Below are 24,281 nucleotides of genomic sequence, written 5' to 3' on the forward strand. Positions count from 1 at the left end.
CGCTGTCAATGGCAACAGTCGGGGTCGCCTGTCCGCATGCCGCTGACGGGGTTTGCGATTGCCGGGTCGTGTTTAACGTGGATGATCGCCCCGCTCTGTGTATGCGCCGCCTACACCCCATTGATTCCGCGTGTTTGTGAACATTGAGGTTTCTGCCAGAAGGTTTTCGGCAAGAGCTGGAGATTTGGCATGGCGGATGGCGGTGATGGATTTGTCGGGCGATGCGAAGTTGTCGAGCCTCGTCGTGGAAACCGGCGATGGCCCAATGATCTGAAGGCGCGGATTGTAGCGGAAAGCCTTCAGCCCGGTGCGCGGGTTGTTGATGTTGCGCTCACTTATGATCTCGCTGCGCATCAGCTTTCGGACTGGCGACGGCAAGCGCGTCAGGGTCTTCTGGCGCTTCCTGCGGAACTGATACGGGCGGTGCCTTGCGACAATAGGAGCTCACTCGAGCCAGCCTTTGTGCCCCTGGCGATTACGACGGAGGCTGCCGATGTATCGCCGGTTCCGGAGCCGGTCGCGGCCGCTTCGCGGATCGTGACGGTAGAAATAGGCGCAGACCTCGTGATGAGGGTTCCCGGCGATGTGCCGGTTGATCGCGTTGCAGCTTTGGTGCGCGCGATGCGAGGGACGGCATGATCGTTGCGGGCCAACGCTTGCCGATCCTGATCGCGACGCGGCCGGTGGACTTCCGCTGTGGCCATCAGCGCTGGCCTTGATGGTGCAGACCGAGTTGAAGCTTGATCCGCATTCCGGGGTGACGGTGATCTTCCGGTCGAAGCGCGGGGATCGTTTGAAAATCCTGGTATGGGATGGCACCGGAATGGTGCTGATCTACAAGGTTTTGGAGCAGGGAAACTTTGCCTGGCCCAAGGTGCAGGATGGAACGATGCGTCTGTCACGTGCGCAGTTTGAAGCCTTGTTCGAAGGGCTTGATTGGCGACGGGTTATGGCGCAACGGGTGACGCCACCGACTGCGGCAGGATGACTCAGCCGCCCTATTTTGGCATTGTTTTGTTAGGCTTTTCTGCTTCGGTTTGTTATGAAGACACATGTCGCAGCCCATCGATCTCAGCCAGTTCCCGGACCTTCCTGTCGAGGTATTGAATGCCTTTGCGGCGGTGCAGTTCGAGCTGTCGGTCGAGCGTGCGGCCCGTCAGCATGAGCAGGCGGTGGTGGCCTCGGCGAAGCTATGGCTTACATGCTCAAACGTCAGGATGGCTTCCGGCTGTTCCTGGACGACGGCCGCGTCGACATCGACTCCAACCTCGTCGAAAACGCGATCAGAAGCCCGGCCATGAACCGCCGCAATGCGCTCTTTGCCGGCCACGATGAAGGCGGCCGTAACTGGGCCCGTTTCGCTAGCCTGATCGGAAGCTGCAAGATGAACGGCGTTGAACCCTACGCCTACCTGCGCGATCTCTTCACCAGCCTCGCCAACGGCCACCTCGCCAAAGACATCGACGCCTTCATGCCCTGGGCCTATGCGCAACGGATCAGCGCCTCACAATGAGCTCGTCCGGGACTCCCCGACGAGCTCACAAAACCTTCCGCGAGCGATCGACATCACCGTTGCAACCGCAAAATCAATGGGGCGGAGACGCCGCATACCGCTCTGTTGGAGCACTCCGAGCTCGAACGAGCAACGGGTGTTTGCAACGATCGCATTCAGCCGCTCGCCTGCCGCGACGACACAACGCGGGGTTGATTAGCCGCGCAGCGATCGTTCGCCGAAGCGTTTGAAACTGTGGCTGAGAGATCTACGCAGTCAGGGACATTCGACAGTACGGTTCTCGCGGGTCTAACTCGGCGTCTATCGTCGTGGGGCAGGCGAATCTCGTCACCGATTCATTTGCGGCATGGCGGGATTGTTGATCGCCCATACGGCAGCCTGCGTCCTGTTGCGGACGTGAATTTTTCGCAGAATCGCCTTAATATGAACCTTGACGGTCGCTTCGGCGATGTCGAGCCTGCGCGCTATCACCTTGTTCGATGCACCCTCGACAAGACATTGCAGGATATCATGTTCACGGCTCGACAGCTGGCGCTGGAGCCGTTCGCTATCCGCGTTGACGGAACCCTCGTCGTCCCAATCCTCGGTCTCAACCTCGGAGAACTCCCGGCGCACCAGCGGGAGCGCCACAGAAGGGAATATGACCTCTCCGAGCATCACCAGGTCGAAAGATTTGAACAGGCTCTCGGTGCTAACCCTCTTAGTCAGATAGCAGTTCACGCCGAGCCGAAGTAGAGTGGATAAGTCTTCGTCGTCGTAGCGGTCTGCAAGCACGGCAATTCGGGCCTGCGGGTGTTCGTTGCGGAACCGGACGAGATCTTGGGCCCGCAATTCCTCGCTTCTATAGTAGCATAGCACGAGGAGCCCGGGCTTTTCCCTACCGAGGGGGTGGTCCATCACGTCGGACAAGGTCGAAGCCGCCGCGGCGACGCGGAACGACGAATCCAGGAGGATGTGTTTGAGACCTTCGCGTGAAAGATCATGGGAATCGACGAGGAGCGTCGGCGTCATTCGTGCCATACTGTTCACCCGGATTCTTGTCATATTGGTTACTCGGCTTACCGCATCTGCGCCACGTTCTATAAATCAGGCTACCTTAGAAGAGCGCGGCACTTCCACCACGCAGAAGTGTAAGGAGCCTCAACTGTTTGCACTAGGACCTCGCCTGATCGGTCAAAAGTACTAACACTCTTTTGTACGTTGGAGCCACTCGGAGGATCGGGGCGGAGCGGCCAGAAAGACGGGTCCGCTCGTGGCGCCCGGAAATTAAAGGGATCGTGCCCACTGGAGTGGTGTAACTGACGGCTTTGGTCGCCGTGCTCTCCGGCGTAGGCCGGACTGATCAGCGTGCCACTGCCGGCAGGCTGATGAGCGGATCATCACTCATCTGGCTAATAGTTTCCAGTGTCATGTAGCGAGCCCGCTGCACGGCCCACTCGTCATTTTGTTCAAGCAGCAATGCGCCGACGAGGCGGACGATGGCATCGTCGTTGGGAAAGATGCCAACGACCTCGGTGCGCCGCTTGATCTCGCCATTGAGTCGCTCGATCGGATTGATCGAGTGTAGCTTGACGCGGTGCTCCTTGGGGAAGCTCATGTAGGCGAGGACGTCGTGCTCGGCCTCGTCCATGATGGCGGCGAGCTTCGGCACTTTCGGGCGGATCTGGTCGGCGACGGCGCGCCATTGCAGGCTTGCCGCCTCTGCCGTCTCCTGGGCGAAGGCGGTGGCAATGAAGGCCGACACGACACGACGGCCACTCTTTCCGGCATGCGCCAGCACGTTGCGAGCGAAATGAACCCTGCAGCGCTGCCAGGTGGCGCACAGAACTTTGGAAACCGCCGCCTTGATGCCTTCGTGGGCATCGGAAACGACGAGCCTGACGCCGCGCAGGCCACGCCGAGTTAGCTTGCGCAGGAACTCTGTCCAGATCGGCTCGGCTTCCGATGTGCCGACCTCCATGCCCAGCACCTCGCGCCGGCCGTCCGTGTTGACGCCGACGGCGATGATCACAGCGACGGAGACGATGCGGCCGCCGCGGCGCACCTTCAGGTAGGTGGCATCGACCCACAGATATGGCCAGTCGCCCTCGATCGGCCGGTCGAGAAAGGCCTTCACCTTGCCGTCGATCTCCTCGCAGAGCCGGCTGACCTGGCTCTTGGAGACGCCGCTCATGCCCATGGCCTTGACCAGGTCGTCGACCGAGCGGGTCGAGATGCCCTGAATGTAAGCCTCCTGGATCACCGCCGTCAGCGCCTTCTCAGCCATGCGCCGCGGCTCCAGGAACGAAGGGAAGTAGGTGCCTTTCCTGAGCTTGGGGATGCGCAGCTCGACGGTGCCGGCTCGCGTCTCCCAGTCCCGGTCGCGATATCCGTTGCGCTGGGCCGTGCGCAACGGGTTCTTCTCGCCATAGCCGGCGCCGGTGGAGGCACCCACCTCCATCTCCATCAGCCGTTCAGCGGCAAAGCCGATCATCTCGCGCAGAATATCGGCGTCGGGGGTCTTCTCCACGAGCATGCGCAGGTTCATCATGGCATCGGTCATCGGTGCTTCCTTCGAATCAGGTTGGTGTGAGCAACCCGACCCTACCGGGGAACATCGATGACCGCTGCTAGCCGCTCGCTCGCTACAGCGCTGTTGAGGGCGCGCTCCCGAGCGGCTTCGCTACCGCCGAGTTACACCACTCGACGGGACACAACCATTAAAGGCGCCGCGCGCTTTCCGTTCCATGCATCTTCGCCTTTGGAGAATGCCGCTATTCCTTTCTAGGTACCTCGGATGAGAGCTGCCTCCTCACTCCTATTCGGAATAGCAATTGAACCGTGCTCAGGCGCTGTGATGATGGTGCATCCATTTGCGGCAATCGAGGGCGAGATGGTGGAGTCTGCGATCAATCAGGTGCAAGTGCGGGAGCTTGTAGTTGGAGTGCCGGTACATGCACTGGGCTGGACGCAGGCAATCAACTGCGTTTTCGAGTGGGCCCTGAGGCGGGAGAGCCGAACGGTTTTCCTGTGCAATGTCCACAGCGTCGTCACCGCCCGCCGCAATCGCGCGCATGCCGAAGCGATGGAGAGTGCCGACCTCGTCGCGCCCGATGGAGCTCCGGTGGCCTGGGTCCTGAGGCGGCAGGGACATGGGGGGCAGCCGCGGGTCAGCGGTCCCGATCTGATGTGGCGTTGTTGCCGCAGGGCGTCGGAACTCGGCACGGAAATGTTCCTATACGGGGCAAGTCCCGGCACCCTTGGACGTCTCGAACAGCGCATCCGAACCGAGTTCCCCGGCATAAACATCGTCGGCACTTACTCGCCTCCGCGCCGTCCTCTGACCGACGACGAGGATGAAGCGGTGGTCAGGATGATCAATCAGTCCGGTGCGAGGATCGTGTGGGTGGGGCTCGGGTGTCCCAAGCAGGAAGCCTGGCTGCGGGCGCATCGTGGGCGGATCAATGCGGTGATGCTGGGGGTGGGAGCAGCATTCGACTTCCACGCGGGAGACATTAAGCGAGCGCCGCAATGGATGCAGAAGTGCGGACTGGAATGGCTGCACCGGCTCTCGCAGGATCCGCGCCGCCTGGCGAGCCGGTATCTCGTAACCAACAGCCTTTTCATTCTGGCTCTGTTACATACGTCGCTGCTTTCGATGCTCGGCTCTGTAACCGTCAAAGACAGGCACCGGACCGGGGGCTCCCCATGAAAATGCGCAAACAGGCCGTCAGCCTAGCAATCATGCATGCCGCCGACGTTCTGCAACCGCTGCTCCTATTGCCCTATGCCGGGCGTGTTCTAGGGCCCTCGAGTTTCGGGCAGTTTGCATATGCACTCGCCATTGGACAGCTTGCGGCCACGATAGTGGCCTACGGATTTCATTGGACCGCACAGCGCAGGGTCGCTTTCCTTCGGCACGAGCAGACGGCGATCGCGTCACTCGTTGCTCAGGTCATGGCCACCAAGGCAGTGCTTTTCGCTGCCGTATGCCTGGTTGGCCTTGTGCTGGCCGGTGACGTCCTGGCACTCAGCAAGCCGACATTTCTATGCGCAATGCTTTCGGCCGCCGGTGGCATCATTTATCCGTCCTGGCTCTTTATCGGCCTCGAAAGGGCCTGGCATGCGGCCGTCGCGGCGGTCGTTGCTCGCCTTTTGGCGCTCGTTTGTTTCGTCCTCATGGTCGGATCACCCGACCAGGTCGCGCTCGCCGTTGCTATCCAGAGCGCGGTTCCCGTTGTCAGCGGCCTGGTCTGCACGCCCTTCCTTCTTCCGATCGGCTTTGGGGGCTTCAGGTCGCTGACGCTCTCGGTCATCGGTATGCAACTGCGCAACGGCTGGCGGGGATTTCTCTTCACGGCCGTAGAGACTGCCCTCTTCACCCTCCCTGTTGCCCTTGTTGGTCACTTCGCAGGTTATGTTGCAGCCGGACAATACTCCGTCGCCGAAAAATTCCTGCAAGCCGCGCGAATATTTTTCAGATTGCTGATGGATACTTTTCTACCGAGGGTTTCATACTACGCGCATGTCGACCCCGCTGCTGGAATAGAGCTGTTAAGGAGATCGCTATTCACCATTGCGGGCGGGGTGGTAATTAGTATCGGTATGTTCTTCATCGCTCCGTATATAATATTGTTCTTCTTTGGAAATGAATTTTCTGGTGCAATACCTTTCGTGCGTGCAATGGCAATCATACCGCTTCTTATGAATATAAATACGTTCACATCCAATATATTCATGTTCAGTTATGGATATGAAAATGAATGGGCCGCCCTCAATGCGTTCGGGTTGCTGGTGTTCCTGATAGGCTCATACTTTTTGTCTTTCATAGTGGCGGAGCAAGCCATCGTCTATGCAATGGTAACGAAGGAAGTCGTCGTTCTGGTAGTTTCAACCGGCTTTTTCCTCGTTGGCGGAGCGGCCGTCCTTCGAACGGCATCGGCGCCCGACGCCGGCCGGACGCAAGGATATTTGCCGGCGTCCCGATCCGTGCCGCTTGAGCATGAGGCCGGTCGTTTCCAGTAGGAGTTTGTGTATGTTTGCCAATCGCTTTATCGTTGAGTCCTCCGGCCCGTCTCACCAATCGGTTCCCCCCGGGGATGGCGACGAGTTGACCGCGAAAGATATCATAGCATTTGTTCGCAGCAGTTGGCGCCTTTGTCTCCTCTGGGTGGTTGTGAGCGTCGGTATTGGCGGAGCCTATGCGGTCCTGTCGCCCGGATACTACACCGCTTACACGACGATCCTTCTTTCATCTCCGCCCGATCCGCAACCCGGCGAAGCTCAAGCAGATGACCGGGCCTATGTCGAAAGTCAGATCCAGGTCATTCAGTCGGACGAGGTCATCGGACGCGTCGTTGACCGCAATGGCTTATCGGAACGCGAAGAGTTTGTGGCGGATGACGGCTTGCGCGCGCGGATCTCCGGCTACGTGAAAAGCCAAATAGCTTCTCTTTTCGGCACCGAACTGCCGGCGGTTAAGCCAAACATCCGGCATGAGGCGATCGTCATCGTGCGGGATGCGCTCAGCGTTCGCCAGCTGGGTTTCTCGAGCGCCGTCGAGATCGGGTTCACCTCTACGGACCCACAGTTCTCGGCCATTCTCGCAAACGCGGTCGCAGACGGCTACATCGGAAATCAGAGCGATCGCCGGCGGGGGGCTCGCGCGGAGGAAACACTTGATCTGCAAAGGCGGTTGGCCGAACTCAGGCAGAAGGCCTTTGTGAGTGATCAACAGAAGGAACTCCCCCCAGATCCCGAATCCGCCGAGAGAGCAAGAGTGCTTTTTCGTGAGCAACAGAGCGCGGCTGAAGTTTATCGCTCCCTTTACAATGCCCTTCTGCAGCGCACGCACTCCGATTTCAGCGCCTCCTCACTAATCCCGAGCGCAAGAGTCATCACGGCAGCCGAGCCGCCTCGTCGACCCAGTTGGCCGTCAACGGTGCTGATCGCGGCGCTTTCCGTTGTGGCTGGCGGTGTTGCCGGGGTGGGTCATGCATTGGCCAGGCAGGTGATAAACCACCCCCTGACAACAGTCGAGGATGTGCGCCGGTCGACCGGCATTGATCGGGTAGTCGGGACCCCGAGAATTCCTCGCCACAGGTGGAAGATACTGCAGCGATGTGAGCAATTCTTGCAGCCCGTCTATTCGAAAGGTGCCCTCGAGCTTCTCAGTTCCCTAAGCAAAATTGCCGCCCGCATGCGCGGAGTTCACGGTCGCCAAACTGGCTTTGTCATCGGCGTCGCGTCGCCCCTTGCCGCATCCGGGACGTCTACGGTGGCAGCTCATCTCGCTCGGCTCATCGCGGCAACGGGGCAAAGGACACTGCTCGTTGATGCCAATTGGCAAAAACCGTCCATGGATCAGCCAATGCTGAGCGCGGAGCCAGGTCGGAAGCTCGCCAGGGCGTTTGCCACCATTGGCTCGGATCAGGAGGAACTGGAGGTTCTGGTTCTCAGGCCCACCGAGCCAATCTCCGACTTGAATGCCTCGCTCTCCATCTCCGCCGCACTCCAGCATCTGCAGCAAGAATACAGTTGTGTGATCGTTGACTTTCACAGCACTGACCGTACCGCCGATCTGGAGGCGGCCATGGGCATCCTGAGCGAGGTACTCGTGGTGTTGGCACGCCGCACTTCCGCCGATCACCTCGGTGAAATGCTGCGCATCATCCCCGCAGAGAAGCTCTCAGCAGTCGCTCTGACCCGGACAAACCGTCTGCCGTCCTTCTTGCGCCGCCCAGCTGGTGGCGGAAAGCCACGCGGACCGGTGGGGCTGGGGAAGGCTTCCGGTCGAATGCGGCAACACGGCCCATGACTTCGACGGCCACCTTGTCACGCAGGATGGACGTGAGGCCGGTCAACCTCGTCCGCAGCCATGCCCCTGACGTACTCGATTACACTCTTTTCCTCTCCGGCATTTGGCTAGCCTGCGGCCTCGCAATATCGCTGCGCCTGCTGGGCCCCTTCTTCGTGGTGATCCCGGTAGGTGCGTGCCTGGCCTACGCCGTGCTGAGCCAGACGATTCCGCCCCGACTGCTGTCGGTCTACACGGCCTTCTGCCTCTTAATCGCCCTGCTGTCCAGATACCGGCTGATGCCGGAATCCTGGCAAGTTCACTTCCTTCAGGAAGCAGTCATAAGGCAGATCGTCCCGATCGTCGGTTTCTTCGCCGTTGCATGGGCATCCAAGGCTTATTTCCGACGCAGGCTGATGAACGGCAACCCCTTTTGGGGTGCCGCGGTCTTCCTGTTCCTCTCTCTCGTCGTCGGACCGGCTGTCATGTATCAGCAGAGTGTGCAATATCAGGGCGCATCGCCGGCCGCCACGACATTGATACTTTATGGTTCGCTCATCAATAGCATTGCCATTGCCGTGTTCTTCATCACAGGCAGTATCTTCCTGACGAATGACTGGCGCCGCTATGGCGGCATTTTGCTCATATTGGGTTTTGCCCTCGTAAGCCCTTTGGTTCAGTTCAAGGTGCTTGCGGTCACCATTGCTATTATTTTAAGCGGCGTACCCGGCCGATTGACAGTTGCAGCGCTGGCAGCGGCAGTGACTGCAGCCTATGCCGTCGGGCTGAATTTCGTACCTCAAACCTTTGCTCTGGACCCGAACTCCGGAATCCGACTCGCGTTTATTTCGGACGCACTCGCATCCGTGGCGGATACATACGGGATTGGCATCGGATTTGGAAAAGAGTCGGTTCGGTGGCGATATGAGATCCCAGGCTTCGTGGATTTCACCTTTCTTCCTGACACCCGGAATATCACGCATGCCAGGATGCTTGAGATACTCTCAACGGGAATTCACAATTCGTTCTTTCAAGCCCTATTGCGGACCGGGGTCATCGGATTCATTTTGATAGTGTCCGCCATTTTGGCGGCCTTCCCGCCACGCCGGCTGCCTTGCGGTGTTCGCAATCATGCATCGGTAGTCTTCTTCACAATTTTCCTCGCCATGTTCGTCAACCCGGTCCTTGAGAGCCCCATACAGATCGTGGGAATTGCTTTCGCATACGGCTATCTCATTGCACTTCGCGCCAGCGCTCGGGCAGAGAATTAGCAGCGACCTTTGCGCGTCTAAAAGGACGCGCGGCGCTCCGATCGAACACTGATACGGCCGCGCGGGAGGCACGAGTATGAAAGCGGGCGCCGATGTGCCCGCGCCTCAACCCTGGCGTCGAATCCGGCCCATCAGGAGTGCCTCAAAAGAGCCAATCTGGCAGCCATTTGCCTCGGCCCCGGCGATGCCGCTTTTGGTAGCATAGACCATGCGAAGCACAGGTTCGTCCGCGCCGACGAAACCCACGACGGTCGCTGGAGCGATATCGGAAAAAACGTTTGGGTGATCCATGAAGTTATCGAAATCCTTGGGTTCGGCCTGCTCGTTGGCAATGGTGTCGAGCCGTCTCGTTTTGTTCGCTGGGACTGTCGCCCTGGTTCCGGCCGGGGCACTGGCCGAGTACAAATTGCAGCCCGGGGACACGCTTGAAGTCTCGATCCCTGGCATTAGCGAATTCAGGCAGAGATTGCTGATCGGCGTTGACGGCGAAGTGAATTTGGCGCTGGTCGGAGAGCTCCGGCTCAGCGGCCTTTCCATTCACCAAGCGCAGGAGCTACTGGCCGGCAATCTCGCTAACAAGCAGTATCGGCAGGCGACCTCGGACGGGCGTGAAATAACGCACCTGATCCAGGCCGACCAAGTCTTCGTTTCGGTTGCCGAATACCGGCCTATCTACGTTTATGGTGACGTGGCCAGGCCGGGAGAGTACCTGTTCCGGCCCGGCATGACCGTCCGACAGGCTGTGGCCGTTGCGGGTGGCTACAGCATTGCCCAGGTTCGCGTTACCAATCCCCTCGTGGAAGCGACCGATTTCCGTGCCGAGTATCGAGCCCTGTGGGCGCAATTCGCAACGGAACAAGTCCGCATTTGGCGCCTTCGCACTGAACTCGGCGAAAAAGTCGAACATGTCGAGAACGTGCCGGTGCCTGAGGCGCTCGCCGAAAGGTTGAAGCAAACAGCAGTAGGGCATCTCGAGGCTCGGCGCACAGACAGTGAAAAGGACAAGGCGCTCTTGGGCAAGGCGGTCGAGGAGGCGAGCCTGCAACTGGAACTCCTGGCTGAAAAGAAGAAGAAGGATGAAGAAGGCAACCAGGCCGACAGCGACGATTACGAGAGCGTCAGGAAGCTTTTTCAGAAGGGCTTGGCGCCGACTACACGCCTGTCCGAAGCCCGCAGAGCCATGCTTTTGTCATCAACTCAGCTGCTCGACACCGTCGTCCAGGCTTCGAATATCGAGCGCCAGCGCGGTGAATATATCAGACAGCTGAACAAGATTGACAGTGAACGCCAAATCGCGGCCTTGGGAGAGCTGCAGGAGGCCTATATGAACCTCGCCCAGGTCTCAGCGCGTCTTGAGGGTACGGCGCAGAAGCTGGCGCTTACTGGACAAGCGCAATCCACCTTGCTGGTAGCCGCCGACCGGCCCGACATTGCAGTCCATAGAATGCGAGAGCAGGGGGGCGAGACGCTCCCCGGCAGCGAAGATCTCGGGCTTCAGCCCGGCGACGTTGTCGAGATCGTTTTGCCGAAGCCCGACTTTGCCGGTGCTGTCGCGTCGTCGCCACCGGCGCCAGCGATGCCGAACTGAGATTCACCGGAGCGATCACCGATGCGCGTCTTGCTGGTTCACGCCTCACTACTTTGGAAGGATGCTCTTGACGGCTTTCTGTCGTGGAATGCGCCCCAGCCGGTGTATCTCTGCGCGCGCTCGGCCTATCGGCTCGGCCGGAAGGTGCTTGCGTGATGAGCGTCACCGTTCCTCTCCACTGCGATATTCTCTTCCTGGGACTCGCGCGCAATTGTGCGAGGACGCTTCCGAACTTCTTCCGCTTCATCGCCGAACTGCGAGGTGCCGGCCTGCGGGTCCGGGCAGCCATCGGCGAAAACGGGTCAACGGATGACACGCGCGCGCTGCTCCTCGAGCACTCCCGCGGCGATGCTTCGGTCGAGATCATTGCGACGGATTTTATGGCGACGATCCCCGAGCGGCTGCCGCGCATGGCGGCCGGTCGGGAATTCCTTCGTCAGCACGCGAGCAAAAACCATCCCGCCACGCACCATGTCTGTGTCGTCGACCTGGACTCCGTGTTCGCAGCCCCCCCTACGGTCGCCGCGTTCGTCTCATCACTCGATCGGCTCGCCGCCGACGGGAGCCTCTTCGCCGTGGCCGCGAACTCGAAGCCGCTCTACTACGATCTGCTGGCGCTGCGGTGCGAGGGCCTATTCATGGAGAATCTTCAGCATACTATCGATCGCGCAAAACGAAATCCGCTCACCTATCGCTCCACCCTGGCACGATGCGTCCACGATGCACAGGAACGGGTGTCGGCGAGTTCTCTGCGGCACTGCATCTCGGCTTTCAACGGCCTCTGCCTCTACCGGGCGGAACCCTACTATGCCCATTCCTACATGGATGCCCGTGATCGCGAGAGCTGCGAGCATGTCGTCCTCAATACGGCGATACATGCCTCGACTGGCAGTCACGTCCTTATTGACGACGGTCTGATTGTGACCGCTCCGCCCGAGCATCTTCGCGAGCAACCGCTTCGCTTCTACACGGTTCGCCTTTTGCGGCTGATGAGGAGCGTGTCGATATGGTCTGCTGGCTCAGGCCTACTCGGCTCGGGGGACCGGCCATGACTGCGATCACGTCATCGGTACGGCGGGAGCCGACCCCGACCCGCAGCCAAACGTGATGGCAGCGGCGCTGAAGACGGTGCTGGACGATGATGACCTGTGGTCGCGTCTGTCGGCGGGCACGCCAGAGGGTGAACCAGTTCGATGCCCACAGAGTCGCAATGCAATATCTTGAACTTGCCGGCCATACCGGATTGCCGCAGGAAGGCACAAAGACCGCAGAGCCGCGGCGGCCCTCGGCCTCTCAGATCGGCAGCGGTTTCATCGGACGCCTTGCGTCCTATTTCCTGAATGCTTGTTGTTGTTCGGCAATGTTATGATTATTGGCTACTGTCGTATTGGCAAGTTCGAACCCGTCGCAAGCCTGGAGGCGCAGAAGCTTCATCTTACGCGCTTGGGAGCCGAGCACTTCTTCTGCGAGAAGACCGGCATGTTCGGTTCGACGCCGGAACTGGAGAAGGCGATCGCTTGCGCCAGGAAAGGAGACGTGATTGCCGTCACGAGGCCTTACCGCATTGCGCGCACAACCCGGCAAGTTCTGGCGCTCATCGAAAGGCTTGGCAGCAAGGATGTCGGTCTCCGTATCGTTGGCACACCGATCGATACCAGCACGACGACGGGACGGATGGTTCTCGCCTCAGCGCCTCTCTGGACGCTTGGGATGTCCCCGCTGCGGTCTATGCTGGCGGATCTGGTTCACTTTTGGCGTGGTCGGTAGCAGGTCGGGGTGACGATCACTGCCAGTTGAAGACGAGCCGCAATGGCGGCCTGGGCTCGAATGCCTTATGCTCAATGGACCATCCGGCCTGCACGGCGCCCATTTCCCAGATGATGTTGTTGGCATTGGCCAGCGCATAAACGCAGCAGTCCCGGATGCTGTGCCTTTCAGCCCCTTCTGATATCCGGGTCTGGAACGACAGACCGTTGGAGGTCGGGGCATCCCTGCCGTCCCGTGGCTCGTTGTAGGTGTCCCGGCTTCGGCAGCGATTGAATGAGCAACCTCCACTGCCGACGTCACCCTGCGGAACCGCCGAAAAAGCGCCGTTTCCCTGTTGAACGGCGTCAACTTCATCGACCCGGCAATTGAAGCTTCCCTCCAGCATGACGCCGACGCCAGTGGGGCTGTTGTTGTAGAAGACGAGCCCACGTCGAATTGTACAGCGATCCGAGTGGAAGGCGGAAATATTGTCCTCGGTCCAGGAACTGGGGCCATTCTCGGCCGAAAAATCTTCGAGGCGCGCGTTCGGAGAGCGGTTGAACTGCACATTCTGTCCACGCGGGAAGGGCCCGCGCGGATCGTGGAGTTCGAGGAAGCTCATCTGGATGCGAGGACTATCGACGACATAGACGTTGGACGAGCCGCGGGACGCCTTGACTCGGACGATGATCGAATCCGGGCAGTCCTCCAGTTCGATATTGCTGCTGTCCTGGCTTGGTCCTGCACCCGAAGGAGTAGCGCCGACATGATCGATCTCAAGATCCTGCAGGCGTATTTCGGCTGCTCCGCGGGCATGTACTCCGCTGCCCTTACCATGACGGATGCGGCAGTTGCGGACTATGACGCCGGGATGGAGTATCGTGACACCATTCCCTTCGGGGGCATAGATGTCAAGATTTTCAATGATCTGCCCATTCGCGCGCGAGAGAACGGGTCCGCTCGGGCGCAAAAAGGTGGCCGCGCCGCCGCTCAGCCGCCCCTTTGCCAGATGTACTGCTGCACCGACTACGGCCGACGCAGGTAGCGCAAGCAACCCGGCAAGGAGCCACCGACGACTGTGCCACGGGACTTCACCAACGTGATCCGGTGAGCGGCGTTCCCGCCGTTCAACCTCAAGACGCTTCTGGCCGCGCGACATGGAAACCATCCGTCGATCCCGTTTGCGTACAAGATCTCAACGCGACCTGTGCGGCCACACCAAGGCGATCGATAAGCCCCAAATGCGCAGTCCACAGCGAGGCGGCGTTCTCGGCCAATTTGTCCTCAGGCATGACCATCTCCCTCGTGCGCCAGCCGCTTTGCAAAGCTCTAGAGGAAAACCCTTCGCGCCAAGTAACAGGCCCCTCAACCTGTCTCCATCTAATCCACCATGCAAGACCTTCGTAAGGCTTAATTCCGATTGGGTAAGTGCCATCCTCCGTATTCCCTGCCATGCTCGGGAGTTGAAAGGGAACGGAGCGCGGAACGATGTCGCTTGACGTGGATGTCTTTGACTACGTGATCGTTGGAGCAGGGGCGGCCGGCTGCATCTTGGCGAATCGCTTGGCGGCTGATGGGACCAATACGGTCTGCCTGCTGGAAGCCGGGCCGCCCGATCGCAATATCCTTCTTCACATCCCGGCGGGACTCTACAAGACGTCCTCGAATCCGAAATATGCCTGGTCGTTCGAAACCGTGCCGAGTCCGGGGACGGCCAATCGTTCCATACCGATGCCGCAGGGCAGGACACTTGGTGGTTCGACTACAATTAACGGTATGATCTATAACCGTGGGGCCGCTGCGGACTTCGACGAGTGGGCCACACAGGGCAATCGAGGCTGGGCCTACGCCGACGTGCTGCCCTATTTCAAGAGATCCGAGCGCAGGCTTGGCGAATGCGATTCCTTTTACCGCGGCACGGAGGGGCTGCTTCCGATTACGGATTGCGATTGGCGACATCCGCTGTGCGATGCATTCATCGAGGCTGCACTGAGCGCCGGTATTGCGCGAAATCCCGACTACAATGCAGCAGGCCAGGCCGGCGTGGGCTATTATCAACGCTATATCACACGCGGATGGCGCGTGAGCGCAGCGCGGGCGTTTCTACGGCCGCTTGCCAAGAAGAAAAACCTGGACATCCGCACAAATGCACAGGCCACTGCCGTTCAGTTCGAAGGAACGCGGGCCATCGGTGTTCGGTATGCACGCGGGCCGGGCCATCCCACGAGCTTCGTCAAGGCGCGTCGCGAGGTAATCCTATCCGCCGGGGCAGCGAATTCACCTAAGCTCTTGCAATTGTCCGGGGTGGGAGCTGCGAGCATACTCTCCGGTCTTGGGATTCCGCTCGTGCACGAACTACCAGGTGTCGGTGAAAGCGTTCAGGACCATTACGTAGTCCACCTGATCGCCCGCGTGGAAGGCATTCAAACCGTCAGCGGGCACGGCCTCGCTCTCCTGCGCGAGGCGGCCAAATGGATGCTGGGCCGGCCGAACTTTCTCGCCGTCAGCCCATCGCTCGTATACGGATTCGTCAACTCGCGGGATATTCACTCCACCCCTGATATCCAACTGGATGTTGCCTTGGGCAACTATGCCCACCACCACGGACGGCGATTTCCGGTCGTCAAGCTTGGCTATAGCCAGTTGCGGCCGAAGAGCATCGGATATGTGCGCGCCCACTCGGCAGATCCGTTTCAAGCTCCACTCATCCAACCCAACTATCTTGCCGATGAGCGAGACCGGCAGGTTATCGTCGACGGAATGAAAATTGCGCGACAGTTGCTTCGCGCCCCGGCACTAAGGCGCTTCAATTGCACGGAAGAGTTTCCCGGTCCGAAAATAACGGACGACACAGACCTTCTGCAGTTTGCCCGCGAAGTTGGGATGACTGGCTATCATTTATGCGGATCGTGCCGGATGGGCCCATCTGTCAGTGCTGCATCTGTCGTGGACGACCAGTTGCGGGTCCACGGTATGCAGGCGTTGCGGGTCGTCGATGCTTCCATCATGCCCGCCGTTCCCTCGGCCAACACGTCGGCCGCTGCATTCATGATCGCGGAGAAGGCGGCAGACATGATTCTTGGCCGGTTGCCTCTTGCGGCGCTGGCGCACAATGGAGCGGCCCAGCCTGCAGCGGCCGAATAGTCGAGCGACAACTGGCGGGAGAATTCCTTGAAAAGACGTACACTTGTTGCCTCTGAATTCAATGCGAAGGACCGGGCTCACTTTGCCTTGGCTTATGAATTCTGCCGTATCGTTGCGGAATGCGAGGACGGCGACCTGATCGCGCCCGGCATCGACAACTACCTTACGAGACATTTTCACGCCGTCTTGCCAAAGCACGACCCTCACGACATGCAACGTGACTTCAACAGACTGACGAACGCGATTCGCAAAGGGATAGGGTTGAGGAACGCGCCAACCATTGAGCATGTTCGGCTCACCCAAGACTACGATCTTTTCTTCTTCGTCGCCTGGAGCCCACAAAGCCTTGTAGAATTGTCTCGCATCCAGGACTGGCGCGGTCGCAGCAAGGTCGCGGTCGCGTATCTGTTCGAACTCTGGTCGACGACCCTCGAGGAGGACCGCCAATATCTCAAGCTTCTGGACCAGTTCGATCACGTGTTCCTATTGCACAATGCGTGCATACCGCGACTTCCTCAATACACCAGCACGCCTTGTTCCTTCCTTGCCACGGGTGTCGACGGCCTTATTTCAACGCCATGTCTGTCGCCGGCCAAACGTGTGATCGACGTATACTCGATCGGCAACCGAGCCGCGAAGATACATGGGCAGCTTCTGAAGCTGGCGGAGGAGCGGGACTTCTTCTATCTGTACGACACGCTCGCAAGCACGAGTTCCCGGGTGAAGGACTGGCGAGAGCATCGGTTGCTGCTCGCCAATATCATCAAGCGGACGCGCTATTTCATGGCCTTCAATCCAGCGACGCTTGCAAACTCAAAGTTCGTGACGGTTGCCGGCGAGCAGGTGCTGCCTGCCCGTCTCTTCGAAGGCGCCGCAGGCGGCGCCGTCATGCTTGGAACGGCGCCGCAATGCGCAGAATTCAGAGAGCACTTTGACTGGCCAGACGCGGTGATCGAGGTCAGTCCGGAATCGGGCAGCATCGCGGACGTAATCGACCTGTTGGACGCCGATCCCCGACGCACTGAGCGGGTGCGCCGAACAAACGCAATTCGCTGTCTCGAGATGCACGACTGGGTTTACCGGTGGGAGCATATCCTGTCCACGATCGGCATGGAGCCGCTCCCGCGACTCCACCTCCGCAAGTCCCGGCTGCGCCAGATCGCCTCCGATACAATGGCGCTCGCCTAGGCTCTAGATGTGAGTCACCGAAGGGTGTCCATCTGGATCGTCCGGGAAGGCTGAAATTACCAGACTTCAACACACCGGATGAACATCCCCAAGGATGCAGTTTTAGGCCATTGCGTTGAGGGTAGATGGTCCCGTCGGTCATCGAAGGCTTTTCCAAGGCCAGGCGGCGCACGTCCGTCACATCTAGATATCAAGAAGCTTGGCCGCGTCGTGGTCAATTCAGAACGTGGCGAGAGAACTCTGTCGCGCGAAGTCAGCGCGCCAGCGGCGTTAGAACTCCGCTCGTGCCATCCCGTCTGCCTTCCACCGCGGCTGCCGAGTCTCGTCTTGATTGACACGCTGGACGTTCCGGGCCCGAAGCTTGCGTCAGAACGTCCGAACGTCCGCCGCTTCGGTTGGCTTTCCATTTCGAGGTACTCCATAGGGAAAACGACGCCGGAAGCGGGCAAGGATAACGTCCTGTCTCTCCCGGCTCTGCCCTTTGGGGGTAGAGCTTTTGCCGAATTGGATTCGCACGGTGTCGCTGCCATCCTGACGTAACCCCAAGAACCGAGTGCTACCGCCGGCAACGGCAAGCAAACTTCCTGTGGAGGGGCAATGACCGCAGGCGACGGGTAACACGCGTCGCTGAGCATTTGGCTTCTTCAACCGAGGAGGGCGGTCATCGCGTGGACTGATGCGGCTTTGAACGAGCGGACCGTCATGACACTTCTTCAAGAAGGGCGCCCCAGCGCGGGCGCCGCCTCAAACGCACCGCGGTGGAACGTGCCTCTGAAGGTCAGCGTTCTTCTGCAGTTGTTTCCGCTTCTCGAGGCAACGTCCGTCGTGCTGCTCAGCATGGTCTCCGGAATGATATTCGACCTAGTGAGCTCCGGGCATCTCGGCGAGTACGGCCGGAACTTCGGACTCGGCGTCGTTGTAGCCGCCCTTTTTTCGACTACCGCATATGCGCGCGATCTATATCCGAGTTCCGAGCTGCGGCGGCCAGCCTCTCAGTTCAAGGAAGTCGTACTGATCTGGACGGCGGTCTTTCTTTGCCTCTCCGTTGTGGCGCTTGCACTCAAAGTGGGAGACATATTCTCGCGAGAAGCCGTCATACTATTCTTCGTGACGGGACTCGGCGGCATCATCTTCGCGCGCCTTGGCGCGAGCCGGCTATTTGCCTCTTTGACCAGATCAAACGTGCTTGCCAAACTGCAAGTGGTAATCGTCGCGCAGTCAGACGTGCGCTCGTTAAGCAGCGTGGTCCAGGCAATCAAGGCTTCCGGATGCGACGTCTGTCAAACGATTACATTGCCGCCGGCATCCAGCGAGGGTGCGCTCTTGGAGTGTATGGATAAACTCGTTGAACATGTGCGCCGGCGTTCTGTCGACGAGATACTCCTTGCAGCCAACTGGGCTGACATATCCCTGATCGAGAAAATTGCCGGCCATCTTTCCATGGTTCCGGTACCCGTAAGACTCCTCCCGGACGACATCGTCAGCTCGCTCTTGCAACGGCCGTTCGTCAACGTGGGAGGAACAAGGGCGATAGAACTGCAGCGCGCGCCCCTGACGGCACCCCAACTGCTTAGGAAGCGGCTGTTTGATCTTGTGCTGACGTCTGCAGCCCTTCCATTTCTTTTACCCCTTTTGGCCATTGTAGCGGCGCTGGTTGCTCTTGAATCCAGGGGGCCGGTGCTCTTCTGTCAACGTCGCGTCGGATTCAACGGCCGGCCATTCAAGATCTACAAATTCAGGACGATGACAATCCTGGAGGACGGACCCGTTGTCGCGCAGGCCTGCAGGGGAGACCCCCGCGTCACCCGCGTCGGGAGCATATTGCGAAGGACCAGCCTCGATGAGATTCCCCAGTTGTGGAACGTGCTGAAGGGCGAGATGTCGTTGATAGGTCCGCGACCGCACGCGCTGGCACATGACAGCGAATACAGCCAGATCATCTCCTTCTACACAGCTCGCCACAAGGTGAAGCCAGGAATTACCGGTTGGGCGCAAATCAATGGCTGGCGCGGCGCGACACCGCAGGTCGATATGATGATTAAGCGTGTCGAACACGACATGTGGTACGTTAACAACTGGTCGGCATGGCTCGACATAAAGATCCTGCTCCTCACCATTCCCCGCGTCTGGACGGGTCGAAACGCCTTTTAGCCGAACTTCGCCGGCTCGGAACCGCTGGCGGCGGAAAGAGCGGCAGGCGTGTCATCTCCACCTTGAGCGCCACGGCCTTTACGCACGATACACCGGTGGCCGCCAGCCAGCAGCAGCGCAACGTGTTAGTAGAGCAGCGTGACGACGTCATGCGCCTTGAATTGCGGCTCGAACACAATGGCGAGTGGGCGCTCCAACGGTCTAGGTCCTGAACCTAGTTACATGACCCCGGAGGCCATCGCCCGCGCTGAGCGATCTTTTTCATAATCCGCCTGCTTCCATGGCACGCCGACACCCCAGCGCCGGAACCAAGGCGATTCTGCCGAATGCTACGCCATCATCTTGGCTGCCAAGCGAGACCTCGGGGCCAGAAAATGGGACCTGTTGGATACGACTTTCGGGTGTGACTCCACATCTGAGAGGTGTAGCCCCTCGGTTGAGCCATGCGAATGTCATCCCGCAGATGACGTCATGAGATCCACGGGTGTACGTCCAAAGCCGCTGTTACAGAACGCCTGAATGCAAGCGATGATCAGCGGTAAGCCGAACTATGGGGATGGTTGACGCGTATCCGCACTGCTTTGGGACTGTCAATAAGCAAGAGTGCCCGCACGGCAAAGGCGCAGGCAAGTTACCGCTATGGGGAGCGGAGGAGAAATGCTATGACGCGAACGATTGACAATGATCGTGCCTTTCTCGTCGTGACTTTCGGTCGAGTTGAACGATCTCCACGCCCGGATCAACGCGGATGACGGTTTCCGTGAGGCCGCAAGAAAACCGAAGCGCTGGGCCTCTCCTTGTCGAGTATGCTGCGGCGAGCTTCCTTCCCCAAGGTCGGCTTGCATGCATCAACGGGCAAAATATCCTGTTCGGTTCAACGCAGGGGGCGGTTTTTACACTCAATGACACTGCGGCGGATATCTGGCGCTCGCTTCAAGGCGGCGTGCCGGTCCAGGCTATCTCGGATGAAATGGTAGCCCGCGGCGTTGATAGGCAGGAAGCCTATGGTTATGTCGAGGCCGCCCTTCGAGACTGGGAACGGCTCGGCCTGATCCAGCCCGCTCCACCACCGAGCCCAATCGCAACTGAGCGACATCTTTGCCAGGTCGTTGCCGTTCCAGGCGTGTCGGTGCGAATACTCTATCCGTCAACCATCGCCTTTCCGGCCGCAACTGTATTCCGGCATCTCGAGGTTCGAAACAGGCCCGCCGACGTCCTATTCCATCTGGTTGAGCACCGGGAGCGGGTCCATCTATTCCGGGATGGCCAGTGGACTGACTCCTGCTGTCGACACGAGATTCCAATTATGATCAAAGGTCAGCTGCTGGCCGAAGTACTTGGCCACAGTGAGTATGAACTCGCCCTCCATGCGGCTGCCCTGTTCAAAAGCGACCGCACGCTCCTCGTTTGCGGTAACCCTGGCGCTGGCAAGACGACCCTGACCTTAGCGCTGATTCACGCAGGGTTCGGCTTCGCGGCCGACGATGTGACACTTCTCGACTCAGCCGGACACGCTATCGGCCTTGCTTTTGCGCCTGCGGTCAAATCGGGCTCATGGCCCGTTCTGGGCGAATATTTTCCAGAACTCGTAAGGTCTCCGATTTACCGGCGCCCAGATCGTAAGCGCGTGCGCTTTCTTGTGCCTGAGAATCATGTCGCTCCCGTTCCCCGGCCCGTCGGTTGGGTGGTCCTGCTCTGCCGGGCGCAGAATGCCGAACCTTCCCTGCGGCGGCTTGAGCCGACCGACGTCCTCGATGGCTTGCTGAACGGCGCCTTTGCGCGGAACAAGGCGCTAAGCAACTCCGCGTTCGATGCGCTTTGCCAGGTCCTCCGAACCGCAAATGGCTATTGCCTCACTTATTCCAAGTTGGATGACGCGGTAGAACTTTTGAAGGCGGCGTGCCGATGAAGCCCGCCAGAGGTGCGCTTGAGGCATTGATCGCAGGACTCCGCGGCCAGCTCGTCGTGACGGCCGATTGGCAAGCGCTGATTGCCCTCGCCAATCACACCCTGCTTACTCCCGCGTTGTTTGACTCTCTTACCCAATCGGATCAGTCTGACCGGCTCCCCAAAGAAGTGCACCAGTATCTTCGCTTCATTTACGAGTGCAATCGGGAGCGTAATTTACGCTTGCGCAAGCAGCTGCATGAAGCCGTTGTTGCGCTCAATCAGTGCGGCATTGTTCCAGTCTTGCTCAAAGGGGCCGTCCCCTTGTTTCTGTCATCTGGCGGTAGGGTTCCGAACAGGATCATGACCGATCTCGACTTGGCTGTGGAACCGGACACTTTAGAGGTTGCCCGCGCTTGCCTCATCAATCTTGGCTATGCCGCAGTGGGGTTCTCTGGCGACGGCATGGGACGCCCACTAGACGTCGGTCTCCTGGAGCTTCGGCCGATTCAGCGGATCGATCGAGAGCCTGCAAAGCTTGCCAGCCGTTGTGGCGTTCGGGCAAGAATCCCCGCCCCACAGTCTCGGGCTCTCCACTGGATCATGCATGATCTCGTAAAGGAGGCGGACTACTGGCGCGGAAGAACAGACTTCCGGCACCTCTATGATCTGGCACTACTGGCCGAAGAGCATGAGCCGGATTGGGCAGTGTTGCGCGCATCATTGCCGGATCGGCACACGAGGAACGCGTTTGATACTCAACTCCTCGCATTGAGCCACTTCTTTGGCGCCAAGGTACCGGAGGAATGTGTGCGGCGTCCGCTGGTCCGCTTTCAGCACTGGCGGCGCGTCTTCCCCCTGTACCATCCCTTCCTCGGCATTCCGTTGCGCCTGGTCGGCAATTCGCTCTGGGCCCTATGGCGTGTGCTGCATGGTGATGGTTTGGCACTACGGAATCCGTTCGCCATGGGGCGCCGCGCCGCCAGCATCCTCCTTGATGGCGACCTTGGATCAAAAGTGTAGTAATACTTAGTTTCCCGAATGGACTCTCGAAGAGCGTGTTGTTGTCGCGAAAAGTGCATGGTATTATTAAGGTTGTAAAAAAAGAACGCTTCCAGCTAATAGGTATTTTCCATGAAAAGAACAGTAAAATCTCAAGTAAAGAGTGCGAAGGAACACGAAGTAAAGTCTGATGCGCTGGATCAAGAAGAGCGGGCGCGCCGAGAGTTTCTGAAAAAGGCGGGGCAGTTTGCCGTTGTGACGCCTCCATCCATTGCCCTGTTACTTGGGACGAGCTTGACGTCTCAAGCTATTGCAGCGTCGCATAGAGGACATGGATCGGGCAAGCATGGATGGGGCAAGAAAGGTTTACGCTTGGCTCGCCTTGGCCGCAAGCACAGGTAACGGCTCATCTCGACACCTCAATCGTTCGAAGGCAACTGGTCATTGCGAAGGAGGCGGAGCCCATTGTCCTGGGCTTAAGGGCATCCTGTTCTTTTGAACTTGCGTGCCAGCGGCATCGATGCGGCTTAGTTGCAGCGCAGCTGCGATCTGTCCCGATCCCGAGAACCCCGGCGTGTGCACAAGGGATCAGTTCTCGCGCATGCCGTGCCGGAAGGCGTCCGTCAAGGGTTGTGTCAGGTAGGACAGCACGGTCCTCTCGCCGGTAGCGACGATCACCTCCGCAGGCATGCCGGGCCGCAGCTTTGCGCGGACTTCTTCGGGAAAGCGAGAGACCTGCACGGAAACCTTGAGCTCATAGTAGGGCTCCCGCGTCACTTCGTCATGAAGCGCGTCGGCCGCAACCGCGCGTACCTCACCGATCGCAATCGGAGTCGAGCGAGCCTTGAAGGAAGGAAGTCGGATCTCGGCAGGCAGACCCTCGACAACATTGTTGATGTCCACCGTCGACATCTTGGCCAAAACGATCAGAGTGTCGTCGTCGGGGACAATCTCCATCAAGGTCTCGCCGGGGCGAACGACGGCTCCAATCGTGTGGACTTTAAAGCCAACGACGCGCCCGGAGCGAGGCGCGCGTATTTCGGTGCGGCTGAGCACATCATCAGCCACATGAAGCTTTTCGCCGGCGTCGGCGAGTTTGGCGCTGCTCTCGGCAAGCTGTAGCGAGACCTCCTCGAAGGCCTTACGCCCCACTTGCTCGATCTGGAGCCGCGCCTCGCCGATCGTGTGGCGTTCGGCCGCTATGTCGGCAACGAAAGCCCCAAGCTGACCCTGGAGGTCGGCCCGCTGCCGTTTGAGCGTGGTCAGCCGCGTAACCGGAATGATACCCTTATTGGCCAGAGGCGTCAGCTGGTCGTGCTCTTCCGTAATGCTCTCGATTTGTGAACGGGCAGCCTCGCTTCGGGATTGCACGGCCTCAATCTGCCGTTCGGACTGGGCGATACGCTCTTCCAAAATGGAAACGTCGTTCGTGCGGGCCAAGCGGCGCTTTAGGAACAGTCGCAACTGATCTTGCATCGCGCGTTGGGCCAACGTCACGTTTGCAGCTCGCGTGAGCTCGCTCGGGAAAGTGACCATGTCGGCCCCATCCAATTCCGCCTGCAGCCGAGCCTCCTGGGCAAGCAGCGAGAAGAAGGCGGATCTCGCGATTTCGCCCTGGGCCCGCGCCTCGGTCGGGTCGAGCCGAACGAGCACCTGACCTTCGCCCACATGCGCGTCGGGCGAGACGAGAACCTCACGTACGATACCGCCCGCAAGGTGCTGCACTGCCTTCCGGTCGGTTTCGACTACAATGGTACCCGAAGCGACCACGGCGCTGTCGAGTCTGGCCAGAGCGGCCCACCCGCCGAGGATGCCGAAGGTCAGCACGACGATGCCAAAGCCGATCCTCGCAGGCCTGCGCCAGTCGCCGGAGAGGTTCACGTGTGACGGTTCGTACCCTGCGCCGGCAGGATCCGTTTGCGCGGAAATTGGCGGGAAGGTGGCTCGAGCCGCCTGTGCCCGACGCAAAAGCGATAAAATCTTCGGCCCTACCACACCTGTACGAGCGGAGGTCAG

At 59.5% G+C, this 24,281-nt stretch carries 19 protein-coding genes and 1 pseudogene; 16 read left to right on the forward strand and 4 right to left on the reverse strand.

Annotated elements, in window-relative coordinates; genetic code table 11:
• Positions 1 to 189: 189 nt before the first annotated feature.
• The 3 genes and pseudogenes from tnpA to USDA257_RS05270 all read left to right on the forward strand — a co-directional run.
• Positions 190 to 639, forward strand: a complete 450-nt coding sequence (gene tnpA / locus USDA257_RS33520; protein ID WP_014761855.1) for an IS66-like element accessory protein TnpA — start codon at positions 190 to 192, stop codon at positions 637 to 639.
• Positions 593 to 988 carry an IS66 family insertion sequence element accessory protein TnpB gene (gene tnpB, locus USDA257_RS05265; protein ID WP_161623523.1) on the forward strand — a complete coding sequence of 132 codons (396 nt, stop codon included), beginning with the start codon at positions 593 to 595 and terminating at the stop codon, positions 986 to 988. The genes tnpA and tnpB overlap by 47 nt, the downstream gene beginning before the upstream one ends.
• 192 nt (positions 989 to 1,180) lie before the next feature.
• A pseudogene (locus USDA257_RS05270) lies at positions 1,181 to 1,513 on the forward strand (transposase domain-containing protein); the annotation flags it as partial.
• Positions 1,514 to 1,840: 327 nt separating this feature from the next.
• On the opposite strand, the gene USDA257_RS05275 reads toward USDA257_RS05270, so the two are convergent.
• Both USDA257_RS05275 and USDA257_RS05280 read right to left on the reverse strand, forming a co-directional pair.
• On the reverse strand, positions 1,841 to 2,533 hold the full coding sequence (locus tag USDA257_RS05275) for a LuxR C-terminal-related transcriptional regulator (RefSeq protein WP_014761858.1): 693 nt from the start codon (positions 2,531 to 2,533) through the stop codon (positions 1,841 to 1,843).
• 322 nt (positions 2,534 to 2,855) lie between these two features.
• Entirely contained in the window at positions 2,856 to 4,055 is a 1,200-nt protein-coding gene (locus USDA257_RS05280; protein WP_014761859.1) for an IS256 family transposase, read from the reverse strand.
• Between the two features lie 294 nt (positions 4,056 to 4,349).
• On the opposite strand from USDA257_RS05280, the gene USDA257_RS05285 reads away from it, so the two are divergent.
• The 7 genes from USDA257_RS05285 to USDA257_RS05320 all read left to right on the forward strand — a co-directional run bounded on the left by USDA257_RS05285 (position 4,350) and on the right by USDA257_RS05320 (position 12,914).
• The gene (locus USDA257_RS05285; protein ID WP_196777087.1) at positions 4,350 to 5,204 is read left to right on the forward strand and encodes a WecB/TagA/CpsF family glycosyltransferase; all 855 of its coding nucleotides are present in this window, start codon (positions 4,350 to 4,352) and stop codon (positions 5,202 to 5,204) included.
• Positions 5,201 to 6,517 carry an oligosaccharide flippase family protein gene (locus USDA257_RS05290; protein ID WP_014761861.1) on the forward strand — a complete coding sequence of 439 codons (1,317 nt, stop codon included), beginning with the start codon at positions 5,201 to 5,203 and terminating at the stop codon, positions 6,515 to 6,517. The genes USDA257_RS05285 and USDA257_RS05290 overlap by 4 nt, the downstream gene beginning before the upstream one ends.
• Positions 6,518 to 6,527: 10 nt before the next feature.
• Positions 6,528 to 8,309 carry a Wzz/FepE/Etk N-terminal domain-containing protein gene (locus tag USDA257_RS05295; protein ID WP_014761862.1) on the forward strand — a complete coding sequence of 594 codons (1,782 nt, stop codon included), beginning with the start codon at positions 6,528 to 6,530 and terminating at the stop codon, positions 8,307 to 8,309.
• The gene (locus USDA257_RS05300; RefSeq protein ID WP_014761863.1) at positions 8,306 to 9,559 is read left to right on the forward strand and encodes a hypothetical protein; all 1,254 of its coding nucleotides are present in this window, start codon (positions 8,306 to 8,308) and stop codon (positions 9,557 to 9,559) included. Before USDA257_RS05295 ends, USDA257_RS05300 begins: the two co-directional genes overlap by 4 nt.
• Positions 9,560 to 9,848: 289 nt before the next feature.
• A complete protein-coding gene (locus USDA257_RS05310) occupies positions 9,849 to 11,147 on the forward strand; it encodes a polysaccharide biosynthesis/export family protein (RefSeq protein ID WP_048657355.1) in 1,299 nt (432 codons plus the stop codon).
• A 155-nt stretch (positions 11,148 to 11,302) separates the two neighbouring features.
• On the forward strand, positions 11,303 to 12,199 hold the full coding sequence (locus USDA257_RS05315; RefSeq protein ID WP_014761866.1) for a glycosyltransferase family 2 protein: 897 nt from the start codon (positions 11,303 to 11,305) through the stop codon (positions 12,197 to 12,199).
• 298 nt (positions 12,200 to 12,497) lie between these two features.
• Positions 12,498 to 12,914 (forward strand): recombinase family protein, encoded by a 417-nt coding sequence (locus tag USDA257_RS05320; RefSeq protein ID WP_144051896.1) that lies wholly within the window; start codon positions 12,498 to 12,500, stop codon positions 12,912 to 12,914.
• A gap of 16 nt (positions 12,915 to 12,930) precedes the next feature.
• Here the strand turns inward: USDA257_RS05320 and USDA257_RS05325 are convergent, their stop codons facing one another.
• Positions 12,931 to 14,061, reverse strand: a complete 1,131-nt coding sequence (locus tag USDA257_RS05325) for a right-handed parallel beta-helix repeat-containing protein (protein WP_014761869.1) — start codon at positions 14,059 to 14,061, stop codon at positions 12,931 to 12,933.
• Positions 14,062 to 14,381: 320 nt separating this feature from the next.
• On the opposite strand from USDA257_RS05325, the gene USDA257_RS05330 reads away from it, so the two are divergent.
• The 6 genes from USDA257_RS05330 (at position 14,382) to USDA257_RS36895 (ending at position 22,667) form a co-directional block, all read left to right on the forward strand.
• Complete coding sequence (locus tag USDA257_RS05330) at positions 14,382 to 16,037, forward strand: GMC family oxidoreductase (RefSeq protein ID WP_014761870.1); 1,656 nt, start codon at positions 14,382 to 14,384, stop codon at positions 16,035 to 16,037.
• 27 nt (positions 16,038 to 16,064) lie between these two features.
• Positions 16,065 to 17,225, forward strand: a complete 1,161-nt coding sequence (locus USDA257_RS05335; RefSeq protein ID WP_014761871.1) for a glycosyltransferase — start codon at positions 16,065 to 16,067, stop codon at positions 17,223 to 17,225.
• A gap of 702 nt (positions 17,226 to 17,927) precedes the next feature.
• A complete protein-coding gene (locus USDA257_RS05340; protein WP_014761873.1) occupies positions 17,928 to 19,376 on the forward strand; it encodes an undecaprenyl-phosphate glucose phosphotransferase in 1,449 nt (482 codons plus the stop codon).
• Between the two features lie 748 nt (positions 19,377 to 20,124).
• Positions 20,125 to 21,285 (forward strand): PqqD family peptide modification chaperone, encoded by a 1,161-nt coding sequence (locus USDA257_RS32975; RefSeq protein ID WP_014761874.1) that lies wholly within the window; start codon positions 20,125 to 20,127, stop codon positions 21,283 to 21,285.
• Complete coding sequence (locus tag USDA257_RS05355; protein WP_014761875.1) at positions 21,282 to 22,286, forward strand: nucleotidyltransferase family protein; 1,005 nt, start codon at positions 21,282 to 21,284, stop codon at positions 22,284 to 22,286. The genes USDA257_RS32975 and USDA257_RS05355 overlap by 4 nt, the downstream gene beginning before the upstream one ends.
• A gap of 111 nt (positions 22,287 to 22,397) precedes the next feature.
• Positions 22,398 to 22,667: a hypothetical protein gene (locus USDA257_RS36895; protein ID WP_144051897.1), complete on the forward strand. Its 270-nt coding sequence runs from the start codon at positions 22,398 to 22,400 to the stop codon at positions 22,665 to 22,667.
• Between the two features lie 186 nt (positions 22,668 to 22,853).
• Here USDA257_RS36895 and USDA257_RS05360 read toward each other — a convergent pair whose 3' ends face one another.
• Positions 22,854 to 24,146 carry an HlyD family type I secretion periplasmic adaptor subunit gene (locus tag USDA257_RS05360; protein WP_223843395.1) on the reverse strand — a complete coding sequence of 431 codons (1,293 nt, stop codon included), beginning with the start codon at positions 24,144 to 24,146 and terminating at the stop codon, positions 22,854 to 22,856.
• Between the last annotated feature and the right edge of the window lie 135 nt (positions 24,147 to 24,281).

The sequence above is a fragment of the Sinorhizobium fredii USDA 257 genome (assembly GCF_000265205.3).
Classification (GTDB): domain Bacteria; phylum Pseudomonadota; class Alphaproteobacteria; order Rhizobiales; family Rhizobiaceae; genus Sinorhizobium; species Sinorhizobium fredii_B.

What these genes read in the sequence shown, in the direction of transcription:
- USDA257_RS05340 (WP_014761873.1), top strand. Translation starts at nt 17,928, where the DNA reads ATGACACTTCTTCAAGAAGGGCGCCCCAGCGCGGGCGCCGCCTCAAAC.
- USDA257_RS05280 (WP_014761859.1), bottom strand. Translation starts at nt 4,055, where the DNA reads ATGACCGATGCCATGATGAACCTGCGCATGCTCGTGGAGAAGACCCCC.
- USDA257_RS05290 (WP_014761861.1), top strand. Translation starts at nt 5,201, where the DNA reads ATGAAAATGCGCAAACAGGCCGTCAGCCTAGCAATCATGCATGCCGCC.
- USDA257_RS05315 (WP_014761866.1), top strand. Translation starts at nt 11,303, where the DNA reads ATGAGCGTCACCGTTCCTCTCCACTGCGATATTCTCTTCCTGGGACTC.
- USDA257_RS05295 (WP_014761862.1), top strand. Translation starts at nt 6,528, where the DNA reads ATGTTTGCCAATCGCTTTATCGTTGAGTCCTCCGGCCCGTCTCACCAA.
- USDA257_RS32975 (WP_014761874.1), top strand. Translation starts at nt 20,125, where the DNA reads ATGACGGTTTCCGTGAGGCCGCAAGAAAACCGAAGCGCTGGGCCTCTC.
- tnpA (WP_014761855.1), top strand. Translation starts at nt 190, where the DNA reads ATGGCGGATGGCGGTGATGGATTTGTCGGGCGATGCGAAGTTGTCGAG.
- USDA257_RS05300 (WP_014761863.1), top strand. Translation starts at nt 8,306, where the DNA reads ATGACTTCGACGGCCACCTTGTCACGCAGGATGGACGTGAGGCCGGTC.
- USDA257_RS05330 (WP_014761870.1), top strand. Translation starts at nt 14,382, where the DNA reads ATGTCGCTTGACGTGGATGTCTTTGACTACGTGATCGTTGGAGCAGGG.
- USDA257_RS36895 (WP_144051897.1), top strand. Translation starts at nt 22,398, where the DNA reads ATGAAAAGAACAGTAAAATCTCAAGTAAAGAGTGCGAAGGAACACGAA.
- USDA257_RS05355 (WP_014761875.1), top strand. Translation starts at nt 21,282, where the DNA reads ATGAAGCCCGCCAGAGGTGCGCTTGAGGCATTGATCGCAGGACTCCGC.
- USDA257_RS05285 (WP_196777087.1), top strand. Translation starts at nt 4,350, where the DNA reads ATGATGGTGCATCCATTTGCGGCAATCGAGGGCGAGATGGTGGAGTCT.
- USDA257_RS05310 (WP_048657355.1), top strand. Translation starts at nt 9,849, where the DNA reads ATGAAGTTATCGAAATCCTTGGGTTCGGCCTGCTCGTTGGCAATGGTG.
- USDA257_RS05275 (WP_014761858.1), bottom strand. Translation starts at nt 2,533, where the DNA reads ATGGCACGAATGACGCCGACGCTCCTCGTCGATTCCCATGATCTTTCA.
- USDA257_RS05325 (WP_014761869.1), bottom strand. Translation starts at nt 14,061, where the DNA reads ATGGTTTCCATGTCGCGCGGCCAGAAGCGTCTTGAGGTTGAACGGCGG.